The following is a 13,289-nucleotide window of genomic DNA, read 5'->3' on the forward strand; positions in this document are numbered from 1 at the left end:
CGAACGGCGGTGCGAGACGCCGCCCGCACCCTGTGAGGAGCGACACGTGAGTCACACCGCACCCGGATACGACGCGGGTTCGGTCCGCTTGCGGTACCGTCCATCGTCGTGAGCCCTGTACGTCGCTGTTCGCGGACCGCCTGCGGCCGAACCGCAGTCGCCACGTTGACGTACGTCTACGCCGACTCCACGGCCGTCCTGGGCCCTCTCGCGACCTACGCCGAGCCCCATTGCTACGACCTGTGCGCCGAGCACTCGGAGCGGCTGACCGCGCCGCGTGGCTGGGATGTCGTGCGCCTCGCGCCGGATCCGAGCGCGGGCAAGCCCAGCAGCGACGACCTGGAGGCGCTGGCCAACGCCGTGCGCGAGGCCGCCCGCCCGCCGCAGCCCCCGCAGCCGGCGCCCGAACCGCCGGACCGGGACGGCCGACCCGAGGCCGGTCGACGCGGCCACCTGCGCGTTCTGCGCTCACCCGAGAGCTGACCGCCGGCCGATAGGGTCTGATGCGTCGTCCGCGGGGCAGGGGTCGACGGTCAGGGTCATTGCCGCGGCGATTCGGGACCGCGGCCGAGCGAGTGGAGTCTTCGGGTGCGCGACCTCTCCCAGATCGTGAAGGCGTACGACGTGCGGGGCGTGGTCCCCGACCAATTGGACGCCGACACCGCGCGGGCACTGGGCGCGGCGTTCGTACGGGTCACCGAGGCCGATGCGATCGTGATCGGCTGGGACATGCGCCCGTCCTCGCCGGAGTTGTCCGGCGCGTTCGCCGCCGGCGCCGCAAGCCAGGGCGCGGATGTCACGCTGATCGGCCTGGCCTCCACCGACGAGCTCTACTTCGCCAGTGGCAGCCTGAATCTTCCCGGCGCGATGTTCACCGCCAGCCACAATCCCGCGCAGTACAACGGGATCAAGATGTGCCGCGCGGGCGCCGCCCCGATCGGCCAGGACAGCGGTCTGGCGGACATCCGCGCGCTCGCCGAGGCGGGCGTGCCCGAGTACGCCGGCGAACCGGGCACGATCACCGAGCACGACGTGCTGGCCGACTACGCCGCGCACCTGCTGGGCCTGGTCGACCTGACCGGCATCCGCCCGCTCAAGGTGGTCGTGGACGCGGGCAACGGCATGGGCGGGCACACCGTGCCCAGCGTGCTGGGCGCCGCGAGCGGGCTGCCGCTGGAGATCGTCCCGCTGTACTTCGAGCTGGACGGCTCGTTCCCCAACCACGAGGCCAACCCGCTGGACCCGAAGAACCTGGTCGACCTCCAGGCCGAGGTCCGCAAGAGCGGGGCCGACCTGGGCCTGGCCTTCGACGGCGACGCCGACCGCTGCTTCGTGGTCGACGAGCACGGCGACCCGGTCTCGCCGTCCGCGGTCACCGCGCTGGTCGCGGTCCGCGAGATCGCCCGGGCCAGGGCGAACGGCGAGGACGCGCCGGTGGTCATCCACAACCTGATCACCTCGCGCGCCGTTCCGGAGATCGTCGCCGAGCACGGCGGCCGGGCGGTGCGCACCCGGGTCGGCCACTCGTTCATCAAGGGCGAGATGGCGAAGACCGACGCGATCTTCGGCGGCGAGCACTCGGCGCACTACTACTTCCGCGACTTCTGGCGTGCCGACACCGGCATGCTGGCCGCCATCCACGTGCTCGCGGCGCTCGGCGGGCAGGGGTTGCCGCTGTCCGAGTTCGCGAGCGAGTACGACCGCTACCCGGCGTCCGGCGAGATCAACAGCGAGGTCACCGACCAGGCGGCGGCGACCGCGAAGGTGCGGGCCGCCTTCGAGGGCCGGCCCACCGTCACCGTGGACGACCTGGACGGGATGACCGTGGTGGCCGACCGGTGGTGGTTCAACCTGCGCGCCTCCAACACCGAGCCGCTGTTGCGCCTGAATGTCGAGGCCGACGACGAGCCGACCATGATCGCCATCCGGGACGAGGTGCTGGGACTCGTCCGGGGTTGACCGGTCGGCTCGGTAAGGTGATGGGTTCAATCGGACGGCTGCCGCGCCGAATCGGGACTGATATGTACGAATCGGCGCGTGCAGTCGGAAAGTGGGAGATGTCGTGAATCTGGAACCGTCGCAGTTGGCGATCCTGACCTGCCCGGTCTGCCACGCCTCGCTGCACCGGGACGGGGACGCCGCGCTGGCCTGCGACAACTCCGCGTGCGGGCTGGTGTACCCGGTCGTCGACGACATTCCGGTGCTGCTCGCGGACGAGGCCCGCCGGCCCGGTACCGCGCGGGCATGAACATCCTCGACGAGGGCCTGCTGGACGACCAGGACGGCATCGCCCGGGCCGACGCGGCGGACACGCTGCGCGCCCTGGCCGGTGCCGGGGCACAGGTGCGCCGGGCCGTGCAGGCCGCGCGCGAGGCCGTGCCCGCCGCGATCGCGTCCCGGGACCGACCGCGCACGGTGATCCTGGCCGCGCCCGCGTACGGGCCGCTGGACCATGCGCTGCGCGCGGTCACCGGCGCGGACGCTGCCCTGCCCCTGGTGCTCGCGGCGGGCGGGGTGCTGCCCGGCTGGGCCGGTCCGATGGACCTCGTGCTGTTGGCCGGCCGAGGGGACGAGCCCGGCTTGATCGAGCTCGCCGGGCAGGCCTACCGCCGCGGCTGCCAGGTGGCCGCGGCCACTCCCGCCGGGTCGCCGCTCGAGGCCGCCGTGCAGCAGTCCCGGGGCGTGGTGGTCCGGGTTCCCGTCGACGCCGTCCCGGTCGGCGCGGTCGGCTACGCCGACGACACCGCGTTCGCCGCGCAGACCGCGTTCTGGCCGCTGTTCACCGCGCTCCTGGCGATCACCGGCGCGGCCGGTGCGAGTGCGTTCACCCCCGGCGAGGCACTGGCGGGCGTGGACGCGATGGCCGACCGCCTCGACGAGGCGAGCACCCGCTGCCGGCCCGCCGCCGACGCCTATCTCAACCCCGCCAAGGGGCTGGCCGTCGCGATGGCCGGCACCATCCCGGTGATCTGGGGCGCGGGCGCCGTCGCGGGCGTGGCCGCCGAGCGGTTCGCGACGATGTGCGTCGGCGTCGCCGCCACCCCCGCGCTGTCCGGCGCGCTGCCCACCGCGGGCCGCTACCAGGACCGGGTCTTCACCGCGGGCGAGGCAGGCGAGGCCGCGGACCCCGACGACTTCTTCCGCGACCGGGTGGACGAGAGCGAGCCGGTGCGGATGTACCCGGTGCTGCTCGTCGATCACGACGACCGGGACACCGCGGCACAGCTGGACCGGGCCCGACGCACGCTGAGCGCGCTCGGCCAGTCCGCCGTCGGCGAGGTCGGCGCCCGCGGCGGCAGCCCGCTGGAGCGGCTCGCCGAGCTGATCGCGGTGACCGACTTCGCCGCCGTCTACCTGGCCCTGGGCACCGGCGTCGGCCCCGCCGTGCCGGGGCTGTTCTCCTGGACCGAAGGTGGTCCCCGCTAGCCATGGACCGCCTCGTCAACCGGATCCGCGCCAACGCGTGGGGTTCGCTCACGGCCATCCCCGAACTGCTCGGCGTCGCCCCCACCGGCGAACCCCAGGCCGAGCTGTGGATGGGCGCCCACCCGGGCGCGCCCTCCGAGATCGACCGGGGCCACGGACCGTACTCGCTGGTCGAGCTGATCGCCGCCGACCCCGAGGGCGAACTCGGCGTGGACACCGCGGCCCGGTTCGGCCCGCGCCTGCCGTTCCTGCTCAAGGTGCTGGCCGCGGAGGAACCGCTGTCGCTCCAGGTGCACCCGGACGCGGTCCAGGCCCGGCACGGCTACGCGGAGGAGGAGGCCCGCGGCGTGCCGATCGACGCGCCGCACCGCAACTACCGCGACTCCAGCCACAAGCCGGAGATGATCTGCGCGCTCGGCGACTTCGAGGGCCTGGTCGGCTATCGCGAGATCGCCGAGACGCTCAAGCTGCTCGACGCCCTCGACGTCCCGGAACTGGCCCCGTTCGCACGGGCGTTGCGCAACCCGGACCAGGAGGCGGCGCTGCGCGCGGCGACCACGCACGTGCTCATGCTGCCCGCCCGCCTGCGCACCGGCGTGGTCGACGCGGTCGCCGCGGCCTGCCGCCGGCTGGCCGCGAACGGATCGCCGTACGCGGAGGCCTGCGCCGCGGTCGCGGGCCTGGCCGAGCGCCACCCGGGCGACCCGGGCGTCGCGGTGGCCCTGCTGCTCAACCACATCCGGCTGCGCGAGGGCGAGGCGGTCTTCCTCGCGGCCGGCATGCCGCACTCCTACCTGCACGGCGTCGTGGTCGAGATCCTGGCCAACTCCGACAACGTGCTGCGCTGCGGCCTGACCGACAAGCACATCGACGTCGGCGAACTGCTGCGGATCATGGCCTTCCGGGCCGGCCCGGTGGAGATCCTGGGCCCCGAGCCGACCGAGGTCGACCCGGGCGAGGAGGTCTATGCGACCCCGGTCGCCGACTTCCGGCTCTCCCGGCTGCGGGCGACCTCGGGCCGCGAGCCCTACCTCCTGGACACCGCCGGCCCGCAGATCCTGCTGTGCGTACGCGGCCGGGCGACGGCCACCGGCGCGGACGGCGCCGTGCTCGACCTGGCCCGCGGCCAGTCGGTGTACGTGCGCGCGGGCGAACCGCGGGTCGCGGTCACCGTCGAGGGGGACGACGGCCTGGTCTTCCGGGCGAACGTCCCGTGCTCCTGAGCGCCGCCGGGCAATCGACGCGCGGGCGCGGTAGCGCGGGCCTCCCGGGGTACACGGATGCCCGATGGCACACTGATCGCCGACGTACGGCAGCCGGCGACCGGTGACGACGATGGTCAACCAACGGGTGGGAGTCGACCTATGAGCGCGGGTGGCGGAACCAAGGCGGTCGTCGCGGCACTGGCGGCGAACCTGGGCATCGCGGTGGGCAAGTTCGTCGCCTTCGCGTTCACCCGGTCGTCGTCGATGCTGGCCGAGGGCGTGCACTCGTTGGCCGACTCGGGCAATCAGGTGCTGCTCCTGGTCGGCGGCAAACGTGCGCAGCGCGACGCCACGCCCGAGCATCCCTTCGGCTACGGCCGCGAGCGCTACATCTACGGCTTCCTGGTCTCGATCGTGCTGTTCTCCGTCGGCGGCATGTTCGCGATCTACGAGGGCTATGAGAAGATCGCCCATCCGCACGAGCTGAAGAGCTGGTACTGGGCGGTCGGCGTGCTGGTCTTCTCGATCGTTCTGGAGGGGTTCTCCTTCCGGACCGCGATCCGCGAGTCCAACCTGCACCGGGGCGAGCTGAGTTGGCCGCAGTTCATCCGCCGCGCCAAGTCGCCCGAGCTGCCGATCGTGCTCCTGGAGGACTTCGGCGCGCTGATCGGCCTGATCCTGGCGCTGGCCGGGGTCAGCATCGCGGTGGCCACCGGCGACGGCGTCTGGGACGGCATCGGCACGCTGTGCATCGGCGTGCTGCTGGTGCTGATCGCGATCGTGCTCGCGCTGGAGACGCGCAGCCTGCTGCTCGGCGAGGCGGCCGGGGTGGAGACGGTCCGGGCGATCGAGGCGGCCATCGTGGCCGGCCCCGACGTCGAGCGGCTGATCCACATGCGCACGCTGCACCTGGGCCCGGACGAACTGCTGGTCGCCGCGAAGATCGCGGTCAACCACGACGACACCGCGGCCGAGGTGGCCCGCGCGATCGACGCCGCCGAGGCGCGCGTGCGCGCGGCCGTGCCGATCGCTCGGGTGATCTACCTGGAGCCGGACATATACCGCACCGAAGAGGCCGTGCGCGGCGCCGACCCCGAGGCCACGCCGGGGGGCAAGGACCCTCACGCCGCCGACCACTGAGGTGTTAACGTCGGTGACGCACTACGACAGTCGCTGCAGAGGGCGGTCGGGTCCGGGACCCGTAGGCACAGAAGTGTCCGACTGGATGGCACGGCATCGGCGCCCGCGGCACCGGTGTGTCTCCAGTTCCATCCACCCCTCTCCGCAGAAGGATTCACTTCCATGGCTTCGCAGCTCGACGGCGACTTCAAGGTCGCCGACCTCTCCCTCGCCGCGTTCGGCCGCAAGGAGATCACCCTCGCCGAGCACGAGATGCCCGGTTTGATGGCGATCCGTCGCGAGTTCGCCGCAGCGCAGCCGCTGGCCGGCGCCCGGATCATGGGCTCGCTGCACATGACCGTGCAGACCGCCGTGCTGATCGAGACGCTCGTCGCGCTCGGCGCCGAGGTGCGCTGGGTCTCCTGCAACATCTACTCCACCCAGGACCACGCCGCCGCGGCCATCGCGGTGGGCCCCGAGGGCACCCCCGAGGACCCGCGCGGCGTGCCGGTCTTCGCCTGGAAGGGCGAGACGCTGGAGGAGTACTGGTGGTGCACCGAGCAGGCGCTGAACTGGCCCGGCCATGACGGGCCGAACATGATCCTCGACGACGGCGGCGACGCCACGATGCTCGTGCACAAGGGCGTCGAGTTCGAGAAGGCCGGCGGCGTCCCGGACGCGACCGACGCCGACTCAGAGGAGTACACGGTCTTCCTGGCGCTGCTGCGCGCGACCTTCGCGGAGAACCCGGGCAAGTGGTCCGCGATGGCCCCCGGCATCAAGGGCGTCACCGAGGAGACCACCACCGGCGTGCACCGCCTGTACGAGATGTTCCGGGCCGGTTCGCTGCTCTTCCCGGCGATCAACGTCAACGACTCGGTCACCAAGAGCAAGTTCGACAACAAGTACGGCGTGCGCCACTCGCTCATCGACGGCATCAACCGGGCCACCGACGTGCTCATCGGCGGCAAGGTCGCGGTCGTCTGCGGCTACGGCGACGTCGGCAAGGGTTCGGCCGAGTCGCTGCGCGGCCAGGGCGCCCGGGTGATCGTCACCGAGGTCGACCCGATCTGCGCGCTCCAGGCGGCGATGGACGGCTACCAGGTCACCACGCTGGACGAGGTCGTCGAGATCGGTGACATCTTCATCACCACGACCGGCAACTTCAACATCATCATGGCGTCCGACATGCAGCGGATGAAGCACCAGGCGATCGTCGGCAACATCGGCCACTTCGACAACGAGATCGACATGGCCGGCCTGGCCAAGATCCCGGGCATCGTCAAGGACGAGGTCAAGCCGCAGGTGCACACCTGGACGTTCCCCGACGGCAAGAAGCTGATCGTGCTGTCCGAGGGCCGGCTGCTCAACCTGGGCAACGCGACCGGTCACCCGAGCTTCGTGATGTCCAACAGCTTCGCGAACCAGACCATCGCGCAGATCGAGCTGTTCACCAAGCCCGAGGAGTACCCGATCGGCGTCTACGTGCTGCCCAAGCACCTGGACGAGAAGGTCGCGCGCCTGCACCTGGACGCGCTGGGCGTCAAGCTCACGACGCTGACCGAGGAGCAGGCCGCCTACATCGGCGTCAAGGTCGAGGGCCCGTACAAGACGGACGCCTACCGCTACTGACATCGACCGTCGGTGCCGGGCACCGACACCGATCACCGATCATCCCGACAACAGGCCGGGCGGCGCACGGATCGTGCGCCGCCCGGCCTGTTGTCGGGGTAGCCATCGAACGACGACACACGACATCCCTCGGGGGGCGGTCGCATGCAACGGCGCACGTACATATCCATCCTGCTGGCCGGGGCCGCGCTGACGGCCTGTCAGGGCGACGGCTCGGAGGCCGAACCCGCGGCTGGGGCCCATTCGTCCACGGCCGCCTCGGCGCAGGGCCAGGCGCCGACCGGCGGCGAGGCGGTCAGCCCGCTGGAGAACGAGGAAGGTGTCAAGGCGGGCCTGGCGCCGCTGACTTCGGCCGCCGACCTGACCCGGGCCCGGGCGCTGATCGGGCGGGTGGACACCAAGGGCCGCGGGCCGCAGACCGGCTACGACCGGGAGAAGTACGGGCCGGCCTGGACCGACAGCGTCACCGACGTCCCGTTCGGCCGGAACAGCTGCGACACCCGCGACGACATCCTCAAGCGGGACGGCCGGGTGACGCAGTGGAAGGACCGGAAGGGCTGCGTCGTGACCGCCATGACGCTGCCCGATCCGTACACCGGCAAGGACATAGTGTTCACCAAGGCCAAGGCGTCCGCGGTGCAGATAGACCACGTGGTGCCGCTGAGCGCGTCCTGGCAGATGGGCGCCGCGCAGTGGGACGCGGACAAGCGCCGCCGGCTGGCCAACGACCCGCTCAACCTGCTCGCCGTGGACGGCCCGATCAACGGTGGCAAGGGCGATTCGAGCCCGGCCACGTGGCTGCCGCCGAACAAGGCGATCCGCTGCTCGTACGTGGTTCGCTACGCGCAGGTCTCGATCAAGTACGCCCTGCCGGTGACCGACGCGGACAAGCAGGCGATGCTCGCGCAGTGTGCGGGCTGACCGGGGAATCGCAGCCGGGTCCTACGGCCGCAACACGACCTTGCCGAGGTTGGCGCGCGCCTCGATCACCGCGTGCGCCTTCGCCGCGTCCCCGAGCGCGAACGTCTCGTGCACCGCGACCCGCAGCCGGCCCGACAGCGCCAGGTCCCACAACTCCTGCCGGTGCCGCTCGTACAACTCCGGGAACGCGGTGGAGAACCGGGCCATCGACATCCCGGTGACGGTCCGCGCGCCCGCGAGCAGTTCCCACGCGGGCACCGTCCCGCCGCCGGAGCCGAAGAAGACCAGCCGCCCGAACGGCGCGAGCGCGGCCACCGCGCGCGGCAACACGTCACCACCGACGCCGTCGAGCACGACGTCGACCGGCTCGCCCCACGACTCGGCGTCGTAGCACACCACCTCGTCGACCCCCAGCCCGCGCAGGAAGTCGGCCTTGGCCGGCGAGCCGACGGCCGCCACCACGCGCCGCGCGCCGCGCGTGCGGGCCAGTTGCACGGCCAGGTGACCGGCTCCGCTCGCGGCGCCGGTGACCAGCACGGACTTGCCCTCGACCGAACCGGCCGAGGCCAGCGCGCCGAGCGCGACATGACCACCGCGTACCAGCGCGACCGCGTCCACGGCGCTTGCGGCAGCCGGGATGTGCGACGCGGTGAAGATCGGCGCGAGCGCCAGGTCCGCGTACGCGTTCGTGAACGAGATCGCGACCACCCGATCGCCGACCGCGTAGCCGGTGACGTCCGGACCGGCCGCGACCACCTCGCCGGCCACGTCCCCGCCGAAAACCCCGGGCAACGGCAGCCCGCCCTCGCGCACCTTCCGCACGCTCGGCAGGCTCACCCCGATCGCCTCGGTGCGGATCAGCAACTCGCCCGGCCCCGGCTCGGGCGCCTCGGCCTCCTCCACGCGCAACACTTCGGGGCCGCCGTACTCGTAATAGCGAACGCGACGCACACACACCTCCAGGAATCATGGGGACTTCCAACGGTATCCACTTGATCATGGGAAAGTCCAACGATTTGATCATGGGAAAGTCCAACGATCCTCCGGATAGGCTGCACCCATGGTCGATAAGCTGCCCGCCCCCGCCCGGATCCGCGCCCTGCCCAGCTGGCTGCTCGGCCGCGCCGCCGCGCACGGCCGCGGACTGGTCCGCGACGCGCTGGCCGCCGACGGCATGCCGATGCTCCATCACCTGGTGCTGATCGCCGTCCGCGAATACGGCCCCGTCGCCCAGGCCGAACTCGCCCGCGCGGTGGCCATCGACCCCAAGGACATGGTCGCGATCCTGAACAGCCTCCAGGCCGACGGCCTGATCACCCGCACCCCCGACCCCAGCGACCGGCGCAAGAACGCGATTGCCACCACCCCCGCCGGCGCACAGCGCCTGGCCCGGCAGGAACCACTCGTGGACGCCGCGATGGACGAGTTGCTCGCCCCGCTCGACCCCGCCGAGCGAGCCACCTTCACCGCCCTGCTCACCCGCGTGGTGGCCGCCGGCGAACCCACCGTGTCGTAGGGTCCGCGCATGCCCTCAGGCACCTACTCCTTCCACGACCCGCACGACGGCACCCCCCTCGGCGAGGAACGCTTCTCCTGTGCCCCCGGCCCGATCGGCTGGCGCTACACCGGAAGCGGCATCGACCTCACCCTCGATGCCCGAGGACGACCGCTGCGCCTGGAGGCGCTCGCCGGCGGCTGGCGAGTCCGCGGCGGCGCGACGGTCGTGGACGGCGCGGCCGGGGTGGTGTGGCTTCGCGCGGCGGCGGACCCGAACCTCGACGTGCCGGCGACCGAGGCCGAGGCGAAGGCCGCCGGCTTCACCGGCCGCTCACCCGCCTTTCTGATCGCCACCGCGACCATGCTGAACCTGACCCCCGGCGGCTCCGCGCGGCTGCGCCTGATCGCACTGACCGAACCGGTACTGGCGGCACACACCGTGGACCAGTCCTGGACCCTGGCCGCCGTCGAAAACCACGACGGCCTGCTCGTCGAACGCTACGAGGTGGACGACCTCGCCACCGGCGACCGCGCGACCGTGCACCTGAGCGGCGACGTGGTCCTCGCCGCCCCCGGCATCGAACTCGAAGCCCTGGACACCCCGCCGAACCGAAGGATCACGACGGCGGGGTGAACCCGGGACGCTCGGGCCGGTCGGGATTGGTCGGGGGGACGGCGGGGGCGGGGCGAGGGTCTGGTGTGGGGGCGGGTGTAGGCGCGGGGGCGGGGGCTGGGGCGGGCCGAGGGTCGGCTGCGGGTGTGGGTGTGGGTGCGGGAGCCGGAGTGATTGTCGGTGCGGGCGGGGGTGGTGGGACCTGTCCATGGGGTGGCGTCCAGGCGGGGGCGAGGTCCGATGGCCGTGGTGCGGGGGGCGGTGGCGTCGGTGCCGTCGTCGATGCCGGGATCGGTGCCGGCGAGGGCGGTTCGGGGGCGAAACCGTGCGAGCCGCCGGCGTACCGCTCCCAGTCCCGCCGCTGCCGCTCGGCCAGGACCGCGGCCAGGTAGACCACCGGGTGCATTCCGGGCGGCGGGCCGATGCCGATCCGGTTCGCGGTATCCACGGTCAACCGCTCGCCCAGCGAAGCCTCTATCGCCGGATCCAGCTCGCCACGCCGCGACAGGAATTGCCGAATGGCCAGGGCCAGATCATCGGTCAGTCCGGACAACTCGATCCCGGTCGCCCACGCGGAGGCCGCCGGATGCAGCGGAACCGGCAGGTGCCGCGCACCGGGAGTGCGCTCGCGCACCACGAACGTGCCCGCCGCCATGTCACCGAGCCGTTTGCCGTTCTTCGAGGCAAGCGAAGAGAAGACCGCGCCGCACCCGAACGTGGTCCAGAAGTCCGCGAAGAACCCGAGCAGCGCGCGAACCAACGCGTGCCGGAACCGAATCGGCCCGCCGTCGTCGCGAACCACCCGAAGTCCGAGCGCCATCTTTCCCGGCGACCGCCCGTGACTGGCGGTCTCCCAGGCGACCGGCCACCCGACCACGACCAACACGACGATCGACAACAACAACGCCGACGCGAGCGCGTCGTCCTCGACCGGAACCGCCAGTGACACCAGCCAGACCGCGAGCAGCAGCAGCGCCACCTGCGCGGACAGGTCGATCACCATCGCGATCGCCCGACTGGGCAATCGCGCCGGCCGCAGGTCGAGCGCGACCGCTTCGCCCGTGACGAGTTCGGACACGTCCACCTCCCGTGTGTGCGTCGATGCCACTCCCAGAGAGGATGCACCGTATGGATGTCGACGTGTTCGTCGCGGTGCACCGCCACGAGTGGCAACGCCTGGAACAACTGACTCGCCGGCGGCGGCGATTGTCGGGCCCCGAGGTGGACGAGCTGGTGACGTTGTACCGCCGCACGGCCACCCACCTGTCGACGCTCCGCTCGGCCGCGCCCGACCCGGTGCTGGTCGGCCGGCTCTCCACCCTGACCGCGCGGGCCCGCTCGGCGGTCACCGCACCCCGTACGCCGGCCTGGCGCGAGGCGGTGCTGTTCCTGACCGTTCGATTCCCCGTGGCGGTGTACCGCAGTCGCCGCTGGTGGGGTGTCACGGCACTGGTCTTCGTCGCACTCGCCTCGATCATCGCGGCCTGGGTGGCACACGACCCGGCGGTCCGCGACGCGGTGGCCGCGCCGGACGACATCCGCCAGATGACCCGCCCCGGCGGCGACTTCGAGACCTACTACTCCAGCGCCCCGGCGAGTTCCTTCGCCGCCCAGGTGGCCACGAACAACGCGTGGGTCACGGCGGGCTGCCTGGCCCTGGGCATCCTGCTCGGCCTGCCGGTGCTCTACATCGTCTTCAGCAACGCGATGAACGTCGGCATCTCGGCGGGCCTGATGGCCGACGCGGGCCGCCTGGACGTGTTCTTCGGCCTCATCACGCCACACGGCCTGCTCGAACTCACCGCGGTGTTCATCGCGGCGGGGGTGGGTCTACGCCTGGGCTGGACCGTGATCGACCCGGGCCCCCGCACCCGGGCCGGGGCGATCGCCGAGGAGGGCCGAATCGCCCTGGGCATGGCCGTCGGCCTGGCCCTGGTCCTGGTCGTATCCGGCGTCATCGAGGCCTTCGTGACTCCGTCCGGCCTACCGACCTGGGGCCGCATCGCGATCGGCGTGGCGGCCGAGGTCCTGTTCCTCGGCTACGTGGTGGTCCTGGGCCGCCGGGGCGAATTCGCCGGAGAGCAGGGGGATGTGGCATCCTCGGACGTCGCGGACGAGCTGCCGATGGTCGCCTGAAGAGGTGATCTTGACAGTCCACCGGACGCACACGTAGATTCGAAGGGTTGTCGCGAAGTTGTTCAACGACGCGACAGTCTGGTAGCATCTGCCAGGGTCGAGCGGGGCGTCCGTCAAGGATTGCATTCCTGCCGCAGCATCACCATCGAATTTCTCGATCATCGGTCGCGTTCATTCGCGACGGGTTGGGCTATTTGCTGTTCTTGTGCGCGTGGTTTTGGAATTCCCAATCGGCCGGAGCGTGGCGGAAACGGGTTACCGAATCTGCTAAGCTCGAAGAGCCGGAAGCCAAGGAAACGAAAGTTTCGAAGGCGGAAAGCAACGGATGAAAAGCGGGTCGCAAGATCTGCTAGAGTCCGGGAGGCGGAAAACGCGGGAACGCGGTGGAAGCCGAAAGCGAGGAAAGCGAAGCCGCCGAAACGGTGTGCTAAGCTGGAAACGCGAAAGCGAAACAAAAGAAACACGGTAACACAGCAACACAAGCTACACACTGAACGTTAAACGCCCGGAGGGCGCGGTTGACTCCGCACCGAAGGAAGCGTCCGTTCCTTGAGAACTCAACAGCGTGCCAAAAGTCAACGCCAAAGAAACACCCCCGGCGCTGAGCGTCTTCCCACTCGGGGAGCAGCGGTCAGTGTTGGTGGTTCCTTTGAAGAAAATCCTGGGTCCTGTCAGTGGGCCCAGGTCACAGCAAGGACGCCGGCGACATACCTGGATTATTCCTCCGGGAGAGTCGCCGC

General features: G+C 71.3%; 13 protein-coding genes. 11 read left to right on the forward strand and 2 right to left on the reverse strand.

Annotated elements, in window-relative coordinates:
- Positions 1–108: 108 nt before the first annotated feature.
- The 8 genes from ACZOOI_RS18515 to ACZOOI_RS18550 all read left to right on the forward strand — a co-directional run bounded on the left by ACZOOI_RS18515 (position 109) and on the right by ACZOOI_RS18550 (position 8,303).
- A complete protein-coding gene (locus tag ACZOOI_RS18515) occupies positions 109–483 on the forward strand; it encodes a DUF3499 domain-containing protein (RefSeq protein WP_026219631.1) in 375 nt (124 codons plus the stop codon).
- 105 nt (positions 484–588) lie between these two features.
- Positions 589–1,959 carry a phosphomannomutase/phosphoglucomutase gene (locus ACZOOI_RS18520; RefSeq protein WP_391586854.1) on the forward strand — a complete coding sequence of 457 codons (1,371 nt, stop codon included), beginning with the start codon at positions 589–591 and terminating at the stop codon, positions 1,957–1,959.
- A 103-nt stretch (positions 1,960–2,062) separates the two neighbouring features.
- Entirely contained in the window at positions 2,063–2,248 is a 186-nt protein-coding gene (locus tag ACZOOI_RS18525; RefSeq protein ID WP_391586855.1) for a Trm112 family protein, read from the forward strand.
- Entirely contained in the window at positions 2,245–3,426 is a 1,182-nt protein-coding gene (locus ACZOOI_RS18530) for an SIS domain-containing protein (protein WP_465276915.1), read from the forward strand. The genes ACZOOI_RS18525 and ACZOOI_RS18530 overlap by 4 nt, the downstream gene beginning before the upstream one ends.
- Positions 3,427–3,428: 2 nt before the next feature.
- Positions 3,429–4,649 carry a mannose-6-phosphate isomerase, class I gene (manA, locus tag ACZOOI_RS18535; protein WP_465276916.1) on the forward strand — a complete coding sequence of 407 codons (1,221 nt, stop codon included), beginning with the start codon at positions 3,429–3,431 and terminating at the stop codon, positions 4,647–4,649.
- 141 nt (positions 4,650–4,790) lie between these two features.
- Positions 4,791–5,771, forward strand: coding sequence for a cation diffusion facilitator family transporter (locus ACZOOI_RS18540; RefSeq protein WP_391586858.1), 981 nt, complete (start codon positions 4,791–4,793; stop codon positions 5,769–5,771).
- Positions 5,772–5,933: 162 nt separating this feature from the next.
- Positions 5,934–7,382 (forward strand): adenosylhomocysteinase, encoded by a 1,449-nt coding sequence (gene ahcY / locus ACZOOI_RS18545; protein WP_465276917.1) that lies wholly within the window; start codon positions 5,934–5,936, stop codon positions 7,380–7,382.
- A gap of 144 nt (positions 7,383–7,526) precedes the next feature.
- Positions 7,527–8,303, forward strand: a complete 777-nt coding sequence (locus tag ACZOOI_RS18550) for an HNH endonuclease family protein (RefSeq protein ID WP_465276918.1) — start codon at positions 7,527–7,529, stop codon at positions 8,301–8,303.
- A gap of 21 nt (positions 8,304–8,324) precedes the next feature.
- On the opposite strand, the gene ACZOOI_RS18555 is transcribed toward ACZOOI_RS18550, so the two are convergent.
- Complete coding sequence (locus tag ACZOOI_RS18555; protein WP_465276919.1) at positions 8,325–9,254, reverse strand: quinone oxidoreductase family protein; 930 nt, start codon at positions 9,252–9,254, stop codon at positions 8,325–8,327.
- 109 nt (positions 9,255–9,363) lie between these two features.
- On the opposite strand from ACZOOI_RS18555, the gene ACZOOI_RS18560 reads away from it, so the two are divergent.
- The gene (locus tag ACZOOI_RS18560; protein WP_465276920.1) at positions 9,364–9,819 is read left to right on the forward strand and encodes a MarR family winged helix-turn-helix transcriptional regulator; all 456 of its coding nucleotides are present in this window, start codon (positions 9,364–9,366) and stop codon (positions 9,817–9,819) included.
- A 9-nt stretch (positions 9,820–9,828) separates the two neighbouring features.
- On the forward strand, positions 9,829–10,434 hold the full coding sequence (locus ACZOOI_RS18565; protein ID WP_465276921.1) for a hypothetical protein: 606 nt from the start codon (positions 9,829–9,831) through the stop codon (positions 10,432–10,434).
- Here ACZOOI_RS18565 and ACZOOI_RS18570 read toward each other — a convergent pair.
- A complete protein-coding gene (locus tag ACZOOI_RS18570) occupies positions 10,418–11,491 on the reverse strand; it encodes an RDD family protein (RefSeq protein WP_465276922.1) in 1,074 nt (357 codons plus the stop codon). The genes ACZOOI_RS18565 and ACZOOI_RS18570 overlap by 17 nt on opposite strands.
- Positions 11,492–11,541: 50 nt before the next feature.
- On the opposite strand from ACZOOI_RS18570, the gene ACZOOI_RS18575 reads away from it, so the two are divergent.
- Positions 11,542–12,549, forward strand: coding sequence for a stage II sporulation protein M (locus ACZOOI_RS18575; protein WP_465276923.1), 1,008 nt, complete (start codon positions 11,542–11,544; stop codon positions 12,547–12,549).
- Positions 12,550–13,289: the final 740 nt, after the last annotated feature.

Source organism: Embleya sp. L77 (genome assembly GCF_055557415.1).

Coding starts and splice junctions, on each gene's coding strand:
- ACZOOI_RS18530 (WP_465276915.1), top strand. CDS start 2,245: ATGAACATCCTCGACGAGGGCCTGCTGGACGACCAGGACGGCATCGCC.
- manA (WP_465276916.1), top strand. CDS start 3,429: ATGGACCGCCTCGTCAACCGGATCCGCGCCAACGCGTGGGGTTCGCTC.
- ACZOOI_RS18540 (WP_391586858.1), top strand. CDS start 4,791: ATGAGCGCGGGTGGCGGAACCAAGGCGGTCGTCGCGGCACTGGCGGCG.
- ahcY (WP_465276917.1), top strand. CDS start 5,934: ATGGCTTCGCAGCTCGACGGCGACTTCAAGGTCGCCGACCTCTCCCTC.
- ACZOOI_RS18550 (WP_465276918.1), top strand. CDS start 7,527: ATGCAACGGCGCACGTACATATCCATCCTGCTGGCCGGGGCCGCGCTG.
- ACZOOI_RS18560 (WP_465276920.1), top strand. CDS start 9,364: ATGGTCGATAAGCTGCCCGCCCCCGCCCGGATCCGCGCCCTGCCCAGC.
- ACZOOI_RS18565 (WP_465276921.1), top strand. CDS start 9,829: ATGCCCTCAGGCACCTACTCCTTCCACGACCCGCACGACGGCACCCCC.
- ACZOOI_RS18575 (WP_465276923.1), top strand. CDS start 11,542: ATGGATGTCGACGTGTTCGTCGCGGTGCACCGCCACGAGTGGCAACGC.